The organism is Streptomyces sp. NPDC093568 (genome assembly GCF_044764945.1).
GTDB lineage: Bacteria > Actinomycetota > Actinomycetes > Streptomycetales > Streptomycetaceae > Streptomyces.
In genome coordinates this window covers 2,250,775-2,272,106 of the sequence record NZ_JBIWJD010000001.1, presented here as the reverse complement: position 1 = coordinate 2,272,106, position 21,332 = coordinate 2,250,775, and the positions used below count along the sequence as shown (strand labels likewise).

17 protein-coding genes are annotated in these 21,332 nt (G+C 69.8%); 6 read left to right on the top strand and 11 right to left on the bottom strand.

Going from position 1 to position 21,332, the window contains the following annotated elements:
* Positions 1–37: 37 nt before the first annotated feature.
* From ACIRD7_RS09125 to ACIRD7_RS09115, 3 genes are all read right to left on the bottom strand, one after another.
* Positions 38–1,606 (bottom strand): hypothetical protein, encoded by a 1,569-nt coding sequence (locus ACIRD7_RS09125; RefSeq protein ID WP_403451487.1) that lies wholly within the window; start codon positions 1,604–1,606, stop codon positions 38–40.
* Positions 1,603–3,990, bottom strand: coding sequence for a hypothetical protein (locus tag ACIRD7_RS09120; protein ID WP_403451486.1), 2,388 nt, complete (start codon positions 3,988–3,990; stop codon positions 1,603–1,605). The genes ACIRD7_RS09125 and ACIRD7_RS09120 overlap by 4 nt, the downstream gene beginning before the upstream one ends.
* 317 nt (positions 3,991–4,307) lie before the next feature.
* Positions 4,308–4,715, bottom strand: a complete 408-nt coding sequence (locus ACIRD7_RS09115) for a hypothetical protein (RefSeq protein WP_403451485.1) — start codon at positions 4,713–4,715, stop codon at positions 4,308–4,310.
* Between the two features lie 186 nt (positions 4,716–4,901).
* Between ACIRD7_RS09115 and ACIRD7_RS09110 the strand changes: the two genes are divergently transcribed.
* Positions 4,902–5,813 carry an XRE family transcriptional regulator gene (locus tag ACIRD7_RS09110; RefSeq protein WP_403451484.1) on the top strand — a complete coding sequence of 304 codons (912 nt, stop codon included), beginning with the start codon at positions 4,902–4,904 and terminating at the stop codon, positions 5,811–5,813.
* A gap of 344 nt (positions 5,814–6,157) precedes the next feature.
* A complete protein-coding gene (locus ACIRD7_RS09105; RefSeq protein WP_403451482.1) occupies positions 6,158–7,342 on the top strand; it encodes a type III polyketide synthase in 1,185 nt (394 codons plus the stop codon).
* Positions 7,343–7,425: 83 nt separating this feature from the next.
* On the opposite strand, the gene ACIRD7_RS09100 is transcribed toward ACIRD7_RS09105, so the two are convergent.
* Together ACIRD7_RS09100 and ACIRD7_RS09095 are read right to left on the bottom strand one after the other, a co-directional pair.
* Positions 7,426–9,588: a SpoIIE family protein phosphatase gene (locus tag ACIRD7_RS09100; RefSeq protein ID WP_403451481.1), complete on the bottom strand. Its 2,163-nt coding sequence runs from the start codon at positions 9,586–9,588 to the stop codon at positions 7,426–7,428.
* 152 nt (positions 9,589–9,740) lie between these two features.
* On the bottom strand, positions 9,741–10,487 hold the full coding sequence (locus tag ACIRD7_RS09095) for a phosphotransferase family protein (protein ID WP_403451479.1): 747 nt from the start codon (positions 10,485–10,487) through the stop codon (positions 9,741–9,743).
* A 141-nt stretch (positions 10,488–10,628) separates the two neighbouring features.
* Between ACIRD7_RS09095 and ACIRD7_RS09090 the strand changes: the two genes are divergently transcribed.
* Together ACIRD7_RS09090 and ACIRD7_RS09085 are read left to right on the top strand one after the other, a co-directional pair.
* Entirely contained in the window at positions 10,629–11,513 is an 885-nt protein-coding gene (locus ACIRD7_RS09090; protein WP_403451477.1) for an NAD-dependent protein deacetylase, read from the top strand.
* Between the two features lie 94 nt (positions 11,514–11,607).
* Positions 11,608–12,048 carry a VOC family protein gene (locus ACIRD7_RS09085; protein WP_403451476.1) on the top strand — a complete coding sequence of 147 codons (441 nt, stop codon included), beginning with the start codon at positions 11,608–11,610 and terminating at the stop codon, positions 12,046–12,048.
* Here ACIRD7_RS09085 and coaD read toward each other — a convergent pair.
* The 3 genes from coaD to ACIRD7_RS09070 all read right to left on the bottom strand — a co-directional run bounded on the left by coaD (position 11,994) and on the right by ACIRD7_RS09070 (position 14,088).
* Positions 11,994–12,470 carry a pantetheine-phosphate adenylyltransferase gene (coaD, locus tag ACIRD7_RS09080; protein WP_403451475.1) on the bottom strand — a complete coding sequence of 159 codons (477 nt, stop codon included), beginning with the start codon at positions 12,468–12,470 and terminating at the stop codon, positions 11,994–11,996. The two genes, ACIRD7_RS09085 and coaD, sit on opposite strands and share 55 nt — an antisense overlap.
* Positions 12,471–12,616: 146 nt before the next feature.
* On the bottom strand, positions 12,617–13,816 hold the full coding sequence (locus ACIRD7_RS09075) for an RNA-guided endonuclease InsQ/TnpB family protein (protein WP_403451473.1): 1,200 nt from the start codon (positions 13,814–13,816) through the stop codon (positions 12,617–12,619).
* A 29-nt stretch (positions 13,817–13,845) separates the two neighbouring features.
* On the bottom strand, positions 13,846–14,088 hold the full coding sequence (locus ACIRD7_RS09070; RefSeq protein WP_403451471.1) for a hypothetical protein: 243 nt from the start codon (positions 14,086–14,088) through the stop codon (positions 13,846–13,848).
* 183 nt (positions 14,089–14,271) lie between these two features.
* Between ACIRD7_RS09070 and ACIRD7_RS09065 the strand changes: the two genes are divergently transcribed.
* Positions 14,272–14,913, top strand: coding sequence for a hypothetical protein (locus tag ACIRD7_RS09065; RefSeq protein WP_403451469.1), 642 nt, complete (start codon positions 14,272–14,274; stop codon positions 14,911–14,913).
* Between the two features lie 24 nt (positions 14,914–14,937).
* Here the strand turns inward: ACIRD7_RS09065 and ACIRD7_RS09060 are convergent, their stop codons facing one another.
* The 3 genes from ACIRD7_RS09060 to ACIRD7_RS09050 all read right to left on the bottom strand — a co-directional run bounded on the left by ACIRD7_RS09060 (position 14,938) and on the right by ACIRD7_RS09050 (position 19,691).
* Positions 14,938–15,453 (bottom strand): DinB family protein, encoded by a 516-nt coding sequence (locus ACIRD7_RS09060; RefSeq protein WP_403451468.1) that lies wholly within the window; start codon positions 15,451–15,453, stop codon positions 14,938–14,940.
* Between the two features lie 151 nt (positions 15,454–15,604).
* The gene (locus ACIRD7_RS09055) at positions 15,605–18,952 is read right to left on the bottom strand and encodes a S8 family peptidase (RefSeq protein ID WP_403451467.1); all 3,348 of its coding nucleotides are present in this window, start codon (positions 18,950–18,952) and stop codon (positions 15,605–15,607) included.
* 154 nt (positions 18,953–19,106) lie between these two features.
* Complete coding sequence (locus ACIRD7_RS09050) at positions 19,107–19,691, bottom strand: SUKH-4 family immunity protein (protein WP_403451465.1); 585 nt, start codon at positions 19,689–19,691, stop codon at positions 19,107–19,109.
* Between the two features lie 205 nt (positions 19,692–19,896).
* Between ACIRD7_RS09050 and ACIRD7_RS09045 the strand changes: the two genes are divergently transcribed.
* On the top strand, positions 19,897–21,306 hold the full coding sequence (locus ACIRD7_RS09045) for a cytochrome P450 (RefSeq protein WP_403451746.1): 1,410 nt from the start codon (positions 19,897–19,899) through the stop codon (positions 21,304–21,306).
* Positions 21,307–21,332 lie beyond the last annotated feature (26 nt).

Below are 21,332 nucleotides of genomic sequence, written 5' to 3'. Positions count from 1 at the left end.
ACGGCTACACACCCTGCTCGGTGCTCAGCGCCTCTCCTCAGCCTCTTCCGGCAGCAGACCTCCGCTCGGGCGCCGGCTGTGGTGTGCCGGTCAGTCGGCGGTAAGCGGCCCGTGCCTGGACAAGGCTCACGATGGTGTACAGGATCTCGACGGTCCAGCCGAGCGGTCCGACGTCCGCGAAGGCGACCCAACAGGCGGTGGCGGCGAGCGTGAGTGCGGAGGCCCCCAGGCAAACGGCTGACAGCGAGGCGGGGACAGCCCCCTGTGACTCGGTCTTGCCGGCGCGGCGCAACGACAGCGCGCTCCCCAACGTGAACACGATGGCACTGAGGAACGTCACGAAGGTCGAGAGTCCCCGCGGTTCGGGGGTGCGGTAAATCAGGATCAGCAGGGCTGCCGCGAACTGCAGCTGCGCGACGCCATTGACCGTGAACAGGATCCTTCCCGCGACGGGTGGACGGGGCAGGGAAGGCCCGAACCACCCGGTCAGCGCCAGGAATCCGCCCATGAACGCCACCGCGTTCACAAGCCCGGACCAGGTGGCCGCGGGCAGGGTCAGTACGGTGATGGCGGCCGTGGAGAGGGACAGCAGTGCGCAGGCGCCGTACGGCCAGGCCACCGCCCCCGCCGGGAAGGTTCGTACGCCGCGGGCGGCGAAGACCAACCAGCTCACCACAAGGGCGATTGCCGGAGCGGCGGCGACGGGCAGGGCGAGGCCGAGGAGCCCGTGTCCTGCAGCCAGCCCACAGGACACGAGGAAGACGACGGCACCCACTGCCCTGGCCACTTGTGCGCTGCGGGCCGAATGACGGGCCGACGGTTGCCCGTCGGCGTCGAGGCTGAGGCGGTTGGCATTCCAGGGGTCGTCCGTGAGGCCCTTGTCGAACGCTTCGTCCGCCGCCTTGAAGCGGTCCTGCCCTTCCCTGCGTCTATCCTCCGCGTCCTGGCGGGCCTGGTCGGCGGTGGGACGGCGTGCGGTGGTGGGGCTGCCCGGGGTGACCGGGGGTGTCTGGCGCGCCGGTGCCTCCGCACCCCAGTCGAAGACCTGAGCGAAGTAGCCAAGGGCGACGAAGGCGACTGCGGCCAGGGTGAGTACGGCCGAGTACGGCGTGTCGGGCCACGGCCAGTGCTGCCCGAGGATGCCGACGGGCACGGACGAGGCCGCATCGGCGCGCGACTGCAGCCACCACACGGCGCCCGCGACCCCGAGCAGCGGGATGAACGCAACGCCGCTGAACACCCATGCGTTGGCCCGGGCCCCAAGTCGACCGCCGAATCCGATGCCGGCCGCCGCACCGACGACGAGTGCAGCACCGAGACCTCCCTCGGCCTCGGCCCAGCCCCAGGCTTCGGCCTTCGCCTCGCGCTTCTTCTCCGCCCGGATCTCCTCGTAGGTCCCCGTAACACCGGCGCCGGTGCCGAAGGCGATGCAGGAGTCGCCGGGCCTCATCAACTGGCCGTCACAGACGGGCGTTCCGGTGTACTCGGCGGACGCGGCGTCGTACCCGGCGCGCAGTGCCAGCGCCACCAGCAGCCAGCCGAGTGCCAGCAGGATGGCTCCCGCGCCGATGGCGGTACCTCGGTTGACATGCACCTGTCCGGTCATGACCGACTCCCCGTCCTTTCGGCTCCTCGGCGGCGCGCGAGAAGCCCTTTCAGTAGCAGGACAACGCAGAAGCCGCCCAGGGCGGCGAGCGGCAGCCAGCCGAGGTTGCCGGAGGAGCCGCTGCCTTGATCGGCCGCGTCCGAGGCGTGCGTGGATTGTCCTGTGTCGCCGGAGCCCTTCCCGGTGGAGCCGCCGGGCTGCCGAGGGGACGGCGGGCTGGTGGGCTCCTCGACGTACGGGGTGTTGTCGCCGCCCAACCAGATCTGGGGTCGACTCGTCTCCGCCACCACCGTCTTGGTGGCCCTTTCGGTGTTCTGCGTCATGTCGGACCAGCGGCCGCTGAACGCCGAGGCCGAGCTCAACCGCTGCAACTCCAGTCCGGTGAAGTCGACCCCGCCGAAGATGTACGTCCTGGTCTGGATGTAGTCGCCGTCCCGGGTCTTCCGGGTGACGTCGAACTCGCCGTCACGGTAGGAGCGTACGTACTGGTCGAAGGTCTCCCTGGGTTTCCAGTCGGTCTCGGTGACCCAGTCGTCCACGTCGCCCCGGTCGATCAGGTCGCCATACGTTGTCGAGGCGTCGTCGGTCCGTTCGCGGTACCACTCGGCGGCCACCCTGCTGAGGTAGACCCGGCGCAACTCGGCGTACGCGGGGTCGTCGTTCACCGCCTTCTCGATCTGCGGCAGGATCAGATCGCGGAACACCTCCTCGTTCCACGCCTCGGCGGACGCGCTCTGCTTGCCGCAGGACGCCGCGCTTCCGCCGGAGCCGCGCCCATCAAGGTACTGAGACTCCATCTGCACCCCGAGCGGAGCGTCGAGGATGTACAACTCGTCGTCGAGGTCGACGACTTCGGCCGGCCCCGGGACAATCCATGTACGAAACGACATGCATGTGCCGGAGATCTTGTTCCAGAACCGCTGTCCCAGCGAGCGGTCCGGATGGATCAGCCGGGCCGTCGTCTTCTTCAGCTGCAGGTCGGCCTGGAGCAGGATCCGGCCCACGTCCGTGCGGCCCAGGTCGGAATCGACGATCCGATCGGGCTCGTTGGGGTTGAGGTTCACCCAGAACGTGGATCTCGGTAGCGTCAGCCACACGAAGAACGCGTCGGATGCCTCACGGGCAGTCCGTAGGCCGGTCGCGGACCGCCGTGCGGCGCCGGTTCCGCCGGCTTCCGTGCCGAAGGCGTACCGCAAGCCGTTGCCCGGAACGGAGAGGTAGCGCAGTTCCAGGGTGGTGAAGTCGATCCCTCCAGGCGCTGCGCCGGGATCTGCCAGCGCGCCCACCAGGCCACTGGTCTGTCGCTCCTCCCCGCAGTCGGGGACGGCGTCGCGGGCCCGCGTGCGCGCGGTGGTGAGAGCTGCCTGGTTGACTGTGCCGCCGGCGGACGTGGGGCAGGGAGACGGCTGTTGCGTCGCCATGACGTCGGATGCGGCCTCCTGGTAGGAGCGGATCTTCTTCTCTTCCTCCGCGGCCGTCTCGTAAGCGCGGCGAAAGTCCTCTTGTGCCTGCCCGAAGTTGGCCTTCGCTCTCTCCTTCCCTCTTCCGAGGCCCAGGCCGGCCTCTTGGCCCCGGAGCCACCTGCGTGACTCGTACTTGCCGTTGATCGACTTCTTTTCGGCGGCTCGTCGGCCGGCCGGCAGCCTCTCGGCGGACTTGAGTTCTTGCTTCCACTCGGCGAGTTCCGTCTCGGTGAGCGAGAAGTCGTAGGCGTGATAACGCCGGGCGTCCGGATCGATGAGATTCCTGCATAGATCGCAGTAGTAACGCTCCGAGGCCCAGGTCAGCTGCTTCAGTGAGGCTTCCGGGTGCTCCGCACGCAGGATCTCCAGAGCGTCCAGAGCAAGTTCCTCGGAGTGGCGACCGGTCTTTTCGTCCTTCGCCTCGTGCTTCTTCTTCCCTTCCCCCGGGAAACTCATGGCGCCGATCATCAGCAGAAACCGGGTGCCACCTTGGTAGAGCCGGTCGTACTCCGCCTCGGGCAAGCAGTGCTCGACGTATTCGAGCGGAACCTTCCGGTACACAACGACGGGCCCGCTGCGGACCGGCTCACGCTCCTCCAGCTTGTGGAGATCGGCGTCCGACAGACCATCGCCCTCGACCAGGACCATGGCCGCGTTGGACCACTCGTTCCACGCTTTCCACTTCTGAGAATGGCTCACGCGCTCGCGGGCCCCGTAGAGCATGAGCATCAGCCGGTCCGTGGCGTAGTCGACCTTCCCGCTCTCCGAGGAGCAGTGGCTTCCGAAGGAGGAAGCCGCCGGCCGGGCTACGGCCGCCCCGCCGCTCGCACTCAAGGAGGTGAAGGCGAGGGCAGCGGCCAGCAGGCACCCCCATAAGCGCGGCAGACCAACAGAATCCGTGATCGAGGAGATGCGGTTCATGGCGTCCTTGGTCTTCCGGAGGGGGGCGCTGGTCGCGCACTCAGCGTGACATGTCGTGCCCCCGTCACCATGGGACATGTCCATCACTTCACGTGAACTCCACGTTCTGGCATGGGAGTTGGCAACCTGAGCCGATCAGGCCACGGCCGATGCTGACCTCGATGTTGCATTGGTTCAGTGCCGCTCCACGCGGCGAGCGTTCCATGGCACGAGGGCCCCGCCAGCTCGCTGGCGGGGCCCTCAACGCACAGGAGCCCGGAGAAGCGGCGATGTGCCCTGACACATGTCAGGAGCGCCGGCCGACTCCCGCGGGAACGTCAGTAGACGCGCTGGCAGCCGCGCGGCGACCGGTCGGGGTAGTAGTCGCAGACGTTGATCTGCACGCCCTGGACGTTGTGCAGCGTAGTGTTGTACGTCCCGTTCGTCTTCACGCGCTGCATGGACTTCCAGCTCCAGACGCCCCCGCTGTACTTGCGGTAGCTCAGATAGAGGGACCCCGCCCAACCGTCTCCGGAGCAGTTGTCTCGCACGGTGATGTCGAAGTAGGCGTCGTACGTGTCGTACGTCGCCGTCTCACCCGTCTTCTCGTAGGTGTAGACACCGGAGGCGGTCGAGCACCCGGTCGAGCTGGAGCCGCCTACGGGAGCCGCCTCCGCAGGTGCCACGGCGGCCATGGCCAGCGCGGTGCCGGCAACGGCGGTGGTAAGGGCATGACGAAGTCGCATGAAGCCTCTCCTTTGGTGGGTTGACGTCCACGACCCTGCTGACCGCCGGCGGGTCGCAGCAACGACCTCCGGCTGTCCCGGACAGACGCGGGGTGTCCGGGCTGGTCAGAGCCTTGTCCGGATCCCGCCCCGGACAGCGGGCATGACCGAATCCACCGTTGCCCCAGGTGTGATCACCGCAGCAGCATGACGTTCATGGGGAACCGGGGGGAGTTGTCGCCGCACGAGGCGCGGGACGCGGCCGGCCTCGTCGCGTCGATGCAGCGGCTCAAGGAGCGTTCGGGGCTGACCTACCGCGAACTGGAGCAGCGGGCCGCCCGCAGCGGTGACGTCTTGGCGCGCAGCACGCTGGCCGACACCCTGCGACGGCGGACACTGCCGCGGCCCGATGTGTTGGCCGCGTTCGTTCGCGCCTGCGGGGACGGTCAGCAGGTCGGCGCCTGGCTGGACGCCAGGAACCGGATCGCCTCAGATGCCGCCGCGCCCGACCGCGAGGCCGGAGAGGTCCAACCGGAGCCCGAGGAAAACACAGACGCGCGGCCACGCCGGGCCAAAGGCCGCACGGTCGCGCCGGCAGCCTCGCTCATGATCCCGCTGCTCGCCCTGGCCGCCTGGGGATTGCTTCCCGACAGGTCCGACGATCAGGTCCTGGCTCCTCCTGACGGCTGGGTCACCATCCGCCCTGCCCGTTCGCCCGACCTCTGCCTGACCGACGGCCGCGACCGGGACGGCGCCTACGCCAGCGCCGTCGCCGTCCAACTCCCCTGCGCCCAGGCCACCGTGCCACGCACCTATCTTGAACCGGTCGGCGAGGGCCTCTTCCGCATCCAGTGGCATCACCCCCAAGAGGGGAAGGGATGCCTGACCCTCATGACCGCCGGCCCGGCGCAGGGCATGCTCGAACCCCGGAACAACTGTGCTCCGGCCACCCTGTTTCGTTTGGAAGCCACCACTGCCGGCAGCACTGAGGGATTCCGGCTGCGTCTGGCCAACAGCAGCCAATGCATCGGCATCTCCGACACCGGCGAGGGAGCCGAGGCTACGGAGCGACGATGCGGCGAAGAGGCCGGCCAGCGGTTCCTCATTCAGGAGGACTGACCAGCCGCCACTGCGGCTCCTGGACGTCACGCCGACGGCAGAGCCTCGCGCAAGCGAGTCGGTAACGCACATCACGCACCCGAACTGCGGATTGACGGCACGCCAGGTAGCTACGTCGCCTCGTCAGCCCCATGCGCAGCAATGTGTGCCGCGTCACGCGCATCAAGAGTGATCCAAGTTGCCCAGATCACAGCGCAAATGTCCATTTAGCGTCCATCCTCGAACCGGACCTCGACGCCCGAAATAGAGCCGACAGCCATCGACTTGGATGCACCGTGCCGGAGTGGTGCATGACACAGCATTCGGGACGCTCTCCCCCATCCCTCCGTAGAAAGGTGCCAACCATGGCCGCATACCTGTGCCCGCCTGCCGTGATACACGGAGCTCACCCCGTGAAGACCAGCGAGATCGTGGACGAAGTGCGCGGTCGGCACCCGGACGCGGCGTGGGCGCCGCGGATTGACGGCATCGCGGCCAGCACGGGCATCGAGGCGCGCGGGTGGATGCTGCCACTGGAGACCGCCGTCGCGCCCGGCAGCGGGAACGGACTGCCGGCCGCCGGTGTCGGGGCGACCCGGGAGGCGCTGGCCGGAAACGGGTTCAGCGGACAGGACGTGGATCGCGTGATCGCGGCCCTCGAGGCGATACCCGCGCCGCAGACCGTCCAGGAACGCACCGCGCCGGCCTGGGCGGCCGTGCAGTCCTACGGCGAGCACGCGGCGCGCGGGGCCCTGCAGATCGCCGGGCTGGACGCGGCGGACGTCGACTGCCTGATCACCAGCCACTCCACCACCCCTGCGCTGCCCGGCCTGGACGTCTCCCTGGCCAACAAGCTCCCGCTCCGCAGCGACGTGCTGCTGCTGCCGGCCACGCAGTGGGCCTGCATCGCCGGGACCCGCTCCCTGGCGCTGGCCGCGGATCTCGTGGCCGCGGACCCCGACCGGGTGGTCCTGGTCGTGATCGCGGAGGCGCTGAGCACCACCTATCAGCCCGCGGACGACACTCTGGAGTCCTTGATCGTCCGGCTGCTGTTCGCGGACACCGCGGTCGCCATGGTCGTCACGGGCCGTCCGAGGCCCGAGTCGGTGCTGCGGCTCGACGCCGCCTGGAACCACACTCTGCACGGCACCCAGGACCTGCACCGCCTGGAGACGAGGGCGGACGGCACCCACTTCGTGATGGACCGGCGTGGTCCGCGCGCCGTGCAGGAGACGGTCACCGCCATGTGGGAGTGGTTGCGCACCCGCTACCAGGACGACCCCGACTCCTGGCACCCCGATGTCCTGCTCGCGCACCCCGGCGGGACGCGCGTGCTGGAGTACATGGAGCAGACGATGCCCGAAGGCTGGCCGTCGGGGCTGCTGGACTACAGCCGGGACAGCTACACCAGCGGCAACCGCGGCGGCGCCGCCGTCTTCGACATCATGCGCAGGGCGCACGACGCCGGGCAGGAACCGGGCACTCGTGCCGTCCTGTACGCGGCGGCGCCGGGCCTCACGGCCACCGCGCTGGAAGGCGAGTGGTTGTAGGCGCGTGGCAGCGGTCGGGCATCCGTACCGGCGGTGGCTTCGCCCGCTGACGGCTGCACACCGCCCGCTTCACTCTCGCCGCCTCACTTCGCGACCGACGCCCAGACCACCTTGCCGGTGTCCGTCCACCGCACCCCCCACCGGGTGGTGAGTCCATGGACTACGTGCAGGCCACGGCCACCGTCGTCGAGGAGGCCGCCCCGGCCCAGCCGCGGCCTGCCGTTGCCGGTGTCGCCCACCTCGCACAGCAGGCCGTCACTGGTCCTGATGAGCCGCAGCGTGATGGGTCCGGTGGCGAAGCGGACCGCGTTGTCGACAAGCTCGCTGACGACCAGCAGCACACTGTCCCGGGTGTCCTCTCTGGTGCCCCATTGCCGCAGCAGCGCGGCGACCAGCGTGCGGGACCGCGCGGCCGCGTCGCCGCGGGCGGGCAGACGCCAGGTCGCGGTGTCCTCCTTGCGGTAGCCGATCATGCGTGCGAGGAGCAGGGTCACGTCGTCGCGCCGGCGCGCCGGCGCGAGCGCGGAGACCAGTTCCCGCGCGGCCTCCGGCAGGGCATCCCAGGGATGCACCTTGGACACGGCATCCGCCAGCCTGCCGATTCCCTCGTCGATCGGCAGGGCGGGATCCTCCACCAGACCGTCGGTGTAGAGGGCCAGCAGCGAACCCGGGGGCGCGGCGAACACGTGCACCTCGAACGGCTCCCGCAGCGCGAATTCGGCGCCCAGCCCGGGGTGAGGGGGTACCGCGACCGGCTTGCCGGGGCCTTCCGGGGGCACCAGCACCGGGGGGAGGTGGCCCGCACTGGACAGTGCTACTTGGTGGCTGACCGGGTCGTACACGGCAATGCAGCAGGTCGAGCCGAGGGCGCTGTACCCGGCCGCCAGCCCGGACTCCGCGTCGTCCAGCAGCGTCACGGTCTCGTCCAGGTGCTCCAGCACCTCGTCGGGTGCCAGCCCCGCGGACAGCAGCGCGCGGGCCTCCATGCTGAGCTGACTCATGGTCGCGGCGGCTCCCAGGCCGTGCCCGACGACGTCACCGACGACCAGCGCGGTACGGCCGTCCGACAGCGGAAAGCTGTTCACCCAGTCACCGCCGACGCCCGCGCTGTCGGGGGTCGCCGGCTGGTAGATGCTGGCGGTCTCGATGGTGTCGCCGCCCGACCGCGGGAGCAGTCGGCGCTGCAGTGCCAGTACCTGCGTGTGCTCGCGCTGGTGCTGACGTGCCAGGTCCACGTGATGAGAGGTCCTGGCCACCAGTTCCTGCAGGTCGAGCAGCTCGCTGTCGTGGAAGGGCCGGTCCGCCCGCCGCCACACCTCCGCCACACCCAGAACGACGGGCGGTGAGCCGTCCAGGACCAGCGGTATGTACGCCACGCCCGCCGCCCGGTCGCTGGGCACCAGGGCACGTACCAGTCGCGCGCTGCCGAGAACCCGCTCGATCGCCGCCCGGTCGGGAATGACGATGGCCCGCGCGGCATCGTCACGCCGTATCGCCTGGGACAGCAGACGGCTCGCGTCGCTGGGAAGATCGTCACCCGGAGTCACGTAGCCGTCGGGCCATGCCCGGTCCGGCACCAGGGCCGCTCGCCGCAGCCGGATACGCCGGTGCGGCTGCTCGGTGACCACCTCGCCCGTCCACACGGCGAGGTCGAGGTCGATGGCCGCCACGTCTCCCCAGGCCAGCAGTGAGTCCGCCAGCGACTGCGCGGTCTCGCCGATGTCCAGCGATGTGCCGATCGCGGTCTCGGCTGCGTACAGGTGCAGCCGCTTGGCCATCGCGATCAGCGAGACGGTCAGGCCCTCCTGGGGCGGCGCGGCGGCCAGGATGCTCATCGAGACCACCAGCTCCGACCCGTCTCCGCGCCGCAGGCGCTGGACCCGGGCGACGTGCGGCTCACCGGTCTCGAGGACCTGCCGCAACCGCCGGGTGACCGTGGGTACGTCCCAGGGAGGCAGCAGATCGACGAACGCGCTCCCGGTGGCGGCCTCGATCCCCGCGAAAACGGGGGCGTTCAGGTTGCTGCGGGTGATTCTCAGATCCTGGTCCAGATTGACCGCGCCGAGTATTTGCTCCTGGCTGCCGGGGGTGGGGGTGGCCCGTTCCTGTGGGGGGTCGCCGCTGTCGCCCTGCGTGCCGGCCGTACCGGCGGCCGCTGCCGTCGCGCCCCTTGGGATGTACCGCCCCAATGCGCTGCTGACCATGTGGAACGGCGACGCGGACGGGGGGGTGGGGGTGGAGTCCATGCGGCTCTCTCAGCTCGCTCGCCGACCCCGGCACAACGCCGGGGCCGTACCAGAACCCGGGCGACAGGGTCCCGAGGTTCCTGACCGCACCCCTCATTCAATAACACCCGGGGCTGCTTCGCCTACGCCAGCGGAACCGGGGCCTGGCAGACTCACATCTGGGACCTGAGCACGTCGACCTCACAGCCCGGCTCGAACGGGTCGAAACCGTGCTCCGACAGCCAGCGAACCACCAGCAGGCTGCGCACGGACCACCATGCGCGGATCAGGTCGAGGTCGATGTCGGCGCCGTAGCCGGCGACGACGTCGCCGAGGTGCTCCTCGTGTCCGAGCGTCAGGGTGGCGAGGTCGAACAGGGCATCGCCATGGCCCGCCTCGGACCAGTCGATGATGCCGGTGATCTCGTCGCCGTCGACGAACACGTGGGCGATCTGCAGGTCGCCGTGCGTGAACACCGGAGTCCGCGGCCGGAGCGCGGCTTCCGCGATCCGGCGGTTGTGTGTGACGAGGTCGGCGGGCAGGACGCCGTTCCTCACGAGCCACTCGCACTCGGTGTCGAGTTCCGCAGCCACCTCGTCGACGGGTCGGCCGGCTCGGCCCCGCCGGGGCGGCACCGGCGCGTCATGCAGCTTCCGGACCGCGGCACCCGCGGAGGCCCACGCCGCCGGGGACGCGGTCGACGGCTCGCCCAGGCGGCCCAGCGCCGTCCCCGGGACCGCGGCGATCGCGAGTACGGGCGGCTTGCGCCACAGGACCTTCGGGGTCGGGACCGGCACCATGGCCATCGCCTCGACCTCGACGTCGATGCGCGCCTGATCGCAGTCCACCTTCAGGAACACGTCGCCGACGCGCAGGGTCGCGCGCTCGGAATGGGCGACGACGACCTCGACCTCATCCATGGCGACCAGTGTCCCGGGGGCGATCGCCGATGTCGCCGGGTTTTGTCGCGTGCGATTGCGCGGCTTTGCCGACCGCCATCGTGGCCCCGCTGATCGCTACTACCGCGCCACGGGCCGCACGCCGCTGCGTACCCTTGCGCCATGCGCATGCGCCCCACTCTCGTCTGGACCCCACCCCAGGACTGGCCATCGGGCACCACGGATCTGGAGCCGGTCGCCGACGCGCTGCGCGCCGGCGGTGTGCTGGTCCTGAGCGGGGCGGGGATCTCCACGGAGTCGGGCATCCCCGACTACCGGGGCGAAGGCGGGAGCCTGAGCCGGCACACACCGATGACGTACCAGGAGTTCACCGACAGTGCCCAGGCCCGGCGTCGGTACTGGGCACGCAGCCACCTCGGCTGGCGCACGTTCGGTCGCGCCCGCCCCAATGCCGGACACCGAGCCGTGGCCGCGTTCGAGCGGCACGGGCTGCTGGCCGCCGTGATCACCCAGAACGTCGACGGCCTCCACCAGGCCGCGGGCAGCAAGGACGTCGTGGAGCTCCACGGAAGCCTGGGGAGGGTCGTCTGCCTCTCCTGCGGCACCTTCAGTCCTCGCGGGGAGCTGGCAGAGCGCCTGGAGGAGGCGAACGCGGGCTTCGATCCGGTGGCCGCGGCCATCAACCCGGACGGCGACGCCGACCTCACCGACGCGCAGGTGGGGGACTTCCGAGTCGTGCCCTGCACGCTCTGCGGCGGCATTCTCAAACCGGACGTGGTGTTCTTCGGCGAAAACGTCCCTCCGCAGCGGGTCGAGCGCTGCCGCAGGCTCGTCCGGGAGGCGTCCTCGCTGCTGGTCCTGGGCTCCTCACTGACGGTGATGTCCGGGCTCCGGTTCGTCCGCCAGGCGGTCGAGAGCGGCAAACCGGTGCTGATCATCAACCGGGATCCGACCCGGGGCGACAGCCATGCCGTCACCCGCGTCGCCCTCCCGCTCGGTACAGCCCTCACCACCATGGCCGATCGACTGGACATCCCGGTCGATTGAGGCGACGTGGCCGAGGATGTCGAGAACGGCCCGTCGGCTCCGTCTCAGGGGCACAAGCGGCCACCGTTGCCGCGCCACACGAAGGAGGCCCGGCATGGCGATCCAGCGGCTGGACAACGTCCTCATCGTCGTCGACGACCTTGAGGCTGTCATCGCGTTCTTCGTCAACCTCGGCATGGAACTCGAGGGCAAGGGGCCGCTCGACTGGCGCGGGGCGGAACGTGTCATCGGCCTCGAGGACGTGCAGCAGGACGTCGCCATGCTGCGGGTCCCGAACGGCCCCGGGCGGGTGGAGCTGGCGAAGTTCCACAGGCCGAAGGCCATCACCCCCGAGCCGGAGGAACCGCCGGCGAACACGCTCGGCCTTCGCCGCGTCATGTTCGCCGTCGACGACATCGAGGACAGCGTTGCCCGCCTGCGGGCCCACGGCGGCGAACTCGTCGGCGAGATCGAGCAGTACGAGAGCGTCTATCGACTTTGCTACGTCCGCGGGCCCGAGGGCATCGTCGTCGGACTCGCCGAGCAGCTCAGCTGAGAGCCACCGCGGTCCTGCTGACTCACCGCGGTGACGAGGGTGGAGGAGACGTGGGCCAGGGCGGGGTCCGCAGGGATGAAGAACGTTTCGACTCCGGCCAGTTCGTGGTTCATGCGGGCCATCGGCAGTTCGTACTCCAGGTCGGACGCGCCACGCACTCCGCGAATGACGACGTCGATTCCGACTCGGCGGCAGTAGTCGACCAGCAGGCCGCCGGTGTGGGAGTCGACCGTGACGTTGCTCAAGCCGGCTGCCGCCGCGCGGAGCCGGTCCAGCCGTTCCGCGATGGGCAGGCGGCCGGCCTTGTGCGCATTGAACATCACGCACACCACGACCTCGTCGAACAGGAGGGCAGCGCGCCGGAGTACGTCCTCGTGCCCTTGCGTGACCGGGTCGAAGGATCCTGGGAAGAGGGCTCGCATGATCGGAAAGAGTAACAAGCGGTCGCCCTCCAGATGGTGAAGTGCCGGGGCAGCGAGACCATCAGCTTCCCGGCCCATCGGATTCCGGTGCACCGTACGATTCCCTTGTCGTGACTCCTCCCCCGGCTGAGGCCGGGGGCTTCTCGCTAACCCTGGCGGGCCTTGCGACGGGCCAGCCCGGCCCGTAGAACGTTCAGGGCGCCCACCGTGTCCGCGTGCGCCTGGTGGCCGCACGAAACGCAGTGGAACTTCTCCTGGGTGGGCCGGTTCTCCGCTGAGACATGCCCGCATTCGGGGCAGGTGCGGGAGGTGTTGCGGGGGTCCACGGCGATCACTTCTCGTCCGGCGCTTTCAGCCTTGGCGTGCAGGATCGTCAGGAACACCCCCCATCCGGCATCCGAGATCGAGTGGTTGAGTCCGGCCTTCGCCGCCGCCCCGTTGGGAAGGAAGTCGCCCGGCTGTTCGGGGTCGTCCTTGGGCGAGGGGGCGCGGAGCATGTTGCGGATCTTGAGGTCTTCGTGTGCGATGAAATCATGCTGTCGCACGAGGTCAAGAGCGGTCTTGTGTGCGTGGTCCAGGCGCTGACGGCGGACCTTGCGGTGCAGGCCGGCGACCTTGTGGACGGCCTTGCGTCTGCGGTTGCTGCGCCGCTTGCACCGGCTCAGTGCCCGCTGCGCGGCTTCCAGCTTCGCGGCGGCCTTGCGCCCGTGACGCGGGTGGGGCAGGAACTCGCCGCCTGAGTCGGCGAGGTAGTTGGCTAGGCCCATGTCGATGCCGACCACGCTGCCCGTCCTGGGAAGCGGCTCGGGCTCGGGCTGCTCGGCAGTCAGGATGACGTACCAGCGTTTGCCCTCACGCTTGACGGACACCGTCTTGACCTTCCCGAGCACCGGCCGGTGCTGGTTGACCTTGACGTGCCCAACACCCTGCAGCCGAACGCGGGTGACGGGGTCGTGCGGAGTGGAGTCCCAGCGGCAGCCGTCGCCGTCCTTGGGGAAGTCCACCGTGTCGAACCAGTTCACGCCCCGAAAGCGCGGGTAGCCCGGCCTATCGCCGGACACGACCCGGCGGAAGAACGCGGCGAACGCCTTGTCCAGACGGCGCAAGGTGGCCTGCTGACTGGAGAAAGACCACCGGCCTTGACGCTGCGGGTCGAACGCCCGGATCTCCTTGAGCTGCGCCGACTGCTGCCCGTACTTGATGCTCGTCTTCGACACATGCCGGTAGGCGTCACGGCGTTCTTGCAAGGCGCCGTTGTAGAGAGAGCAGTGATCGCGCAGCATCTCGCCGAGCGCAATCGTCTGGCCCACGGTGGGCCGCATGAGGAACTTGTACGCACGGATCACCCGGCCCACCCCCCTTTCGGCTCATGTGATCAACATAGTGCAGGCCACTGACAACGCAGCGAACTCCGCCGCTGCGCGGCTCCGCGCCAAGGATGCAGCCAGTGCTCGACGAGTGTCCCGGCGCGTGCGGTGTCGCCGGGCGGCACCTCCTGGACGAGCTCGGCCAGCAGGCGCGACTCGCGGCGGAACACCTGGTGGATCATCGCCATCTCGCGGGTGTAGGGGTGGGCGGTGGAACCGGACGTGTTGCCCGACGTGTTGCTCGAAGTCATGGCAACCAGTCTTCTGAGCCCGATTGCAAGGGACTTGCAGCCGACTTGCTTCGCCCGGCGCCGGCGGATGCGGGGTCTCGCGATGGTCCTCTTCGGCACCCTGCCCGACCGTAGAGCTGCGGGCCGTCGGTGGCGCATGATGGAGGCGCCCGTCCCGTCAGAAGCGAGGTGCCCCCTTTGCCGATGAGCCGCAGGACCAAAGCCCTCCTGGCGGGCCTGGCCTCCGTGGGCGGGGCCGTCGCCGGGGCCGGCATGCTGCACAACCGCCGCCCTGATCGCAGAGAACACCTTCACGTCACGGTCTTCAGCGAGCCCGGCTACCGGGGCCGCAACGAGACGCTGACCTGGACCGGCCGCGAGCGCGAGGTCGTACCGCTCGCCCGGGTACCGCTGCCGCGCATCGGCTCGATCCGGCTGGAGCGGCTCGTGTACCGATTCCAGCCCGAGGTACGGCTACCGAACATGCGCTTCCTGTGGCATGCCCTCACCGAGCGCCCGGACCCCACGGACCCCGAGGAGGGCTTGGCCGGTTTCATCGCCATGCACGAGCTTGCCGGCATGTTCTCGGTGGGCTGGTGGGAGCCCGTTCGCGAGTCCGAGGCGCGTTCGGGGGTACGGCTGTGGGCCGGGCGCCCCGGCCAACCACTGCCCGCGCACGACGCGGGGAACCGTTCCGGTACGGCGGCTGTGGGCAGGGCTGCGGCTTTCGGCACCGAGTCCTGGCACGACATCCGGGCCAACACGCCCGACCTCGGCTCCTGGAGCACTCGCACGCGCTACCTCGAACTCGGCTACCACAAGGCCGGCATCCTGCCGCGTCAGTGATCGGGGACGGGGCGGCGGCAGGCTCTAGTAGTACCCCTTCGTCCCGTCGAGCAGCTCCCGCACGATGTCCGCGTGCCCGGCGTGCCGTCCGGTCTCCTCGATGAGGTGGATGAGCATCCAGCGGAGGTTGGCCTTGGCGGAGCGGTAGCCGGGATGGCGGCCGATGTCGTCGAGGGAGGCCGCGGCCACGATCGCGTTGCTTCGGGCGCACTGGGCCTCGTAGTCGGCGAGCAGTTGCTTCAGCGTGAGGCCGTCGGTGCGCCAGTCGGCGTCCTCGTCCGTCGTGTCGGCGGACGGGTTCTGCGTCTCGTCCCCACCGAGGAAGAGCACGTCCAGCCAGATGTGCTCGACCCACCTCATGTGGCTGATGAGCCCGGCCATCGTCATCGCCGGGGAAGTCGGGATGACGGAACGGTGGGCATCCGCCTCGCTGAGGCCCTCGCACTTCCATCGCAGGATCTGTCGTTGGAGATCCAGCCAGCCGACGAGCGCGGTCCGTTCGTCGGCCTGAAACGGCGGACGTTCAAGTGAAGGAGACATGTCTTCGGACGGTAGCCCGCCCGTCTTCGACTGTCGCCGGATTTTCCGCGACGTACGCGGGCCCGACGCGGATCCGGCCTGTCCCCTCAAGTGCGGGGGCAGGCCGGAGAGTTCACCGGTGCCGGACGACGGTCATCGTCGTCCGGTCACCTCACGGAGCGAGCCGATAGGCGTTCGTGATCGTCTCGCGTACGGTGTTGCCGCTCTTGTCCTTCAGGTCCACCCGGAAGGACACGGCCTTGGCGGTCGCCGGGTGCTTCACGCTCACCGAGCGCGCCCCGTTCGCGGCGGTCGTCACGGTGAGCGGCTTCCAGGTCCGGCCGCCGTCGAAGGAGACGTTCACGGTCAGCGCGGCGACCTGCCCGGCCGCGGCGGCCGCGCCGCTCAGCTTCAGCGGTACCGTCAGCGTGCTGCCCGCCGGAGCCGTCCCGCGCAGGCTCAGCTTCGGCGCGAGTCGCACCGTCGACAGGGGCAGCCTGGCCGTGCCGTCCGACGCCGGCCGGGCCGAGGTGAACGTCCACACGCCGGCCACCTTCGTGCTGATGGAGGTGTCCTCGGCGGAGCGGCTCGCCTCGACCGTCAGACGGTAGGGGGCCAAGGCGGCGGGGACCTCGGCGCCCACCCAGTCCGTGGGCGGGCTCTCGGCGAGGATGCGCCCGCCGGATTCCAGCCGGGCGAAGCCGCCGGTGACGGTCGAGGACCCCGGGTTGCCGCTGCCGTCGTTGAAAAGCGGGATCCAGGCGCTGAGGTAGTCACCGGTCCGTTCGGCACCCTGCTGCTCCGGGCTCCCCGCCGCGAGATCGGGGCCGACGACACCGGTGTTGAACTTCAGCGTGTGGCTGGAGCCCGGCCGGTAGGCCACCCAGCCCTTCGTGTAGGTCATGCGCACCTCGCCGCCCGCGTTGAGCTGGTTGGCCGTCCAGGACCAGCGCACGCCGTCCGTGCTGAGGTAGTGCGTGGTGGCCTGCGGCAGGTTCTGCGCCTGCGGTTCCGTGATGCCGACGGTCGACCCGCCCTCGTCCATCGGAATGATCTCGACCACGCCCTTGGCTCCGGTGACGGACGCGCCGAAGCCGAGCTTCACCTCGGCGACGTCGGCCCGGGTGAGGGTGCGGTTCAGGCCGGTGAAGAAGCTGCCCTTGCGGTTGAAGGCGAGCCGGTAGTCGACGTTGCGGCCTGCCGCGCCGGGTGTCTTCCACACTCCGTTGAACTGGGCCCGCAGCGTGTCGGAGGCCGGGCCGAGGGCGGCGGTGCGCATCGGCGGAACGCCGTTGCTGGACCAGGTGTTGGACACGCCCGTGGCGTCGTCGCTGTAGCCGACGGTGGAGTTGACGAGCTTCGCGGCCGGATCGGGGGCCTTCACGACGAACGGCTTCGCCTTGCGGGAGTCGAGGGTGACCGTCACGTCGCGGGTCACGTCCAGGACCGGCTGGACGAAGAAGCCCACCTCGTTGTCCTCGGCGAAGACGAGGCTTTCCAACTGGTAGGAGCCCTTCGGCAGCCGCTGGACGACCGTGCCGTTCTCGCTGTCCGGGGCTTCCACGCGTTCGCCGGGCCCGCCGCTGCGGGTGAGCGTCGTCGCGTAGGTGGCCGGGGCCGCGCCGTCGGCGCCGATGTGCCGCAGAGTGACGTCGTACGACTCCACCTCCCGCTCGACCACCAGACCGGTGCGCACCTGCTGCCCGTCTCCCGACGCCAGCACGGTGCCGCCGAAGGCGCCGTCGACGGTGCCCTTGCGGGTGTCGACGGTGACGGTGGTCTTCGCGGTGCCGCCGGCCGGAACGGTGAGCTGGGTGTCCTTGACGGTGAACATGCCTTCCGGGGCGGGGTTGCCCGAGGGGTCGGTCCCGGAGGCGCTGAGCCGCAGCGTGATGGGCTGGGTGCCGTGGTTGCGGTAGGTGAGGGTCTTGGCGGCCGGCTTGTCGTCGGCGTGCGGCCAGGCGTGCGTGCCGAAGCCGAGGGAACCGGGCTCGGAGACCACCGAGGCCGTGGCGGCGCGCGCCAGGTCCACGCGGCCCGAGCCCTGCTGATGGGCGTTCAGCCGCGGGTTGGGTGTGGCCGAACCGGTCAGGAGCGCCTTCAGCCGGGCTCCGCTCCAGTCCGGGTGCTGCTGGAGCACCAGGGCGGCGGCGCCCGCGACGTGCGGGGAGGCCATCGACGTGCCGGACTGCGCTATGTAGTCCTCGCCCGAAGGCTCCTCGCTCTGGGTGGTGCGGGCGGCGGTGATGTCCACGCCGGGGCCGGTGAGGTCCGGCTTGGGCGTGCCGTCGAGATTCGGGCCGCGGCTGGAGAAGTCGGCGATCGCCTCCGCCTTGTCCACGGCGCCGACGGTGAGCGCCTCGGGAGCGCTGCCGGGCGACCAGATCGTGCGGGGCCCCTCGCCCGAGTTGCCCGCGGCCACCACGAACAGGGCCTTGCCGGACAGCCGGGCGACGGCCTCCTCCTTCGGGTCGACACCCGGCGAGTCGAGAGCGCCCAGGCTCATGTTGACGACCTTGGCCCCCTGGTCGACGGCCCATTGCATGCCGGCGATGATGCCCGAGGTGTCTCCCATGTTGTCGTCGCCGAGAACCTTGCCGTCCAGCAGCTTCACGCCGGGCGCCACGCCCTTGTAGCGGCCGTCGGACTTCGCCCCGCTCCCGGCGATGATGGAGGCGACGTGCGTACCGTGCCCGAAGCGGTCCTTGACGTCGGGGGACGAGCTGAAGTTCTTCTGCGCTACCTCGACGCCCCTGAGGTCCGGGTGGGTCTCGTCCACGCCCGAGTCCAGGACCGCCACCTTGACGCCCTTGCCGGTGTAGCCCGAATTCCACATGGTCGGCGCACCGATCTGCGGCACGCTCTCGGCCAGGCTGGCCCGGACCCTGGCGTCCAGCCAGACATGGGCGACGGGCCGCGCGGAGGCGGCCGTACCGCCAGACGCACGGGCCGAGGAGCGGCTCGTCACGGCTTCCCACAGCGCCGGTGCGCCGGTCTTGGGTGCCTCGAAGGCTTCGCCGCCGACCGCGGGCAGCGCCTGGCGCTCGCGGACGGCGACGCCCGCGAACGGGTCGGAGGCCCTTGCTCCGGTGCCGCCCTGCCGGTAGCCGACGATCAGCGGCAGCGTGGTGCGGTGCGCGTCGTCGTACCCGTCCTTGACCAGTTGCGCGACGTCGAAGAGCCGCCGGTCGAGTACGCCGTCGGCGACCAGGCGCAGGGCGTCCTGCGGGATGACGTAGGTGTGGCCTGCTTCGCGCCGCACCGAGAAGCCGATGCCCTCACGGCTCTTGCCGCGCACGAGCCGAACCGGCCGGCCGTCGGATCCGACGTCGACCCGGTCGCCGGAGATCAGCGTGACGGCCGCCGGTGGCTTCGCCTTCGCCGGAACCCTCTTCCCGTCCTGCGCGGCGGTGCCGGCGGCTTGCGCCGACTGGCCCCCGGCCGATACCGCCCCGGTGACCAGCGCCCCGACCACCACGGCGGTCAGTGCCGCCGTTCTCGCGCGTGCTGTGGATCCCACTCGCGTATCCCCCGCCTCGTGAGCATGCCAATGCGTACTCCGCTATCACGCGCGTGGTTGGCGTACGGTTCTCGGCTTTGCTCTCAAATCGGCGAGAGGGAGGGAGAGTTGGCGTGAAACCGCTGCTGCGCTCACGTGCCGCTCTTCGGGCGTCTCACTCCAGACACTCGAAGATCTCGTCCCAGAACTCGGAGTCGTCCACGCACGCGTCGTGGGCGATCATGCGCCGGCGAAGCTCGGTGGCTGCGGCGGCGCGTAGGCCGTCGTCCTCCGTGTTCAGGGCGGTGCTCGACTCGGCGATCAGCGCGAGCAGCACGGCCAGGTTGGGGAGTGAGTCGGCGGCGGGCCCCTTCCATCCGTCGCCGTGGTCCCAGCCGTTGGGGTCGTAGTGGGTGATCCCTCCGTCCGCCGCGTCCAGCATCAGGTGCTGATCTCCCCAGAGGGCCATGGTGAAGCTGAAGTTCTTGGGCGGGGAGTCGTCGTCGGGGTAGCGGTTGCCGTAGATCTCGTCGGAGTCGAGGGGTCTCGGCTCGTCCGATTCCAGCAGGTGCCTGGTGTCGATTCCCACGATGTCGAGGTCCACGGCGGGGAAGCCGACCGTGAGCAGGAACTCCCTCGACTCGGCGTCGGTGAGCTCGGCCGGCAGGCAAGCCTCGTCCGGCCGCCAGAGCGAGCCTTCTCCCAGCCGCTCCTCCAGCCATTGCGCGTCCGGTGTCCGTGGAGTGTCGTTGCTCGTCACCGCGTGTTCCCCCATGAGTTGCGCGTCGCCCGGTCATCGCCGGACGCCCAGTCAATCGCATGGCGGGGCAGCGCTTTCGAGGGGGTTCGGCTCGCGAGCGGGGCCGGGCCGCCGGCCAACCGGGCCACCCCGCTTGCGCCGCATCCTCGCTTCACGGTTGACCGGGCGCGTGCGTGGTGGAGGACACGTGGCCGGTGTGATTGCCGTGCGGCCGCCGAAGGGAAGTCATTCAGGCGCCCGATCACCACGAAAGGACCACCTAGTGACGCTCGTTGAGCCTCCCCCCATACCTCGGGCGGCGGGATCGCTCCCGCTGTTCGGACATCTCTTCCGGCTCTTCCCCGACCCCCTCCCCTTCATCGCGTCGCTCCGCCATCGGTACGGCCCCATGGTGGAGATCACACTCCAGCCGGGCACCCGCACACTGGTAGTCCAGGATCCCGCCCTGATCCACGCGATGCTTCGTGACCCGATCGCCAGCACCCTCGACAAGGGCCACTTCTTCGACGAGATGCGCGAACTGCTCGGCGACAGCGTCGTCACCGTCGCCGGAGAGGAGCACAGCGCCAAGCGGCGGCAGATGTACCCCGCCTTCGCCCGCCCGGAGCTCGGGCGGTATGTCGAGATCATGCGGACCGTGACTCAAGCCGAGCTCGACACCTGGGAGTCCGGCCGGCGCATGGACGTACGCGAGACCATGATCAGTCTGTCCCTGGACATGCTCACGAAAACGATCTTCTCCGATCGCCTGGATGCAGGAACGTTCCGCGAGCTGCGTCAGAACATGGCCGCCGTGATGGACAGCATCGGTTTGCGGATCATGATCCCGGGCTGGGCGAAACGCCTGCCGCTTCCGCTCAACAGGCGTTTCGACACGGCTCGCACCGCCATCCGGGCCACCATCTCCGAGGCGGTCACGGAGCTGCGCACCTCCGGCCAGGACCTCGACGGCGGCGACATGCTGTCCGTGCTCATGACCGTGCACGACGAGCAGACCGGCCGTCCGCTGACGGATGAGCAGATCTCCAATGAGATCTTGACGTTGGCTCTGGCCGGGACCGAGAACACGGCCACGGTGTTGGCCTGGGTGCTTTATGAACTGGCCCGTCATCCCGCCATCGAGGCCGACGTACTGGGCGAGTTGGAGGAAGTGCTCGGCGACCGGCCGATCACCTTCGCGAACGCGGGCCGACTGCCGGTCCTGGACCGGGTCATCAAGGAAGTGCTCCGCCTCCACGTCACCGGCTTCCTCCTGACACGCCGCACCCTCACCGAGACCAAGCTCGGGCCGTGGACCCTGCCCGCCGGCACCAACCTGGCCTACTGCCAGCACGCCCTGCACCGTGACCCCGACCTGTATCCCGACCCGCTGCGGTTCGATCCCGACCGCTGGCTGGACAGCGCGCAGAAGCCCCCGCAGGGGGCTCTTCTGCCGTGGGGCGCGGGCAAGCACAGGTGCATCGGGGACCGGTTCGCGATGCTGGAACTGATCGTCGGCCTCGCCACGATTCTGCGGCAGGCGCGATTCACGCTGGCGCCTGGTCAGACGGTACGTCCTGTGGCCCGGGTAACCGTCCGCCCCGGGAAGATGATGATGACCGTCGAGTCCCGCTGAGCGAGCGCCACGGTCGCCGCACTCAC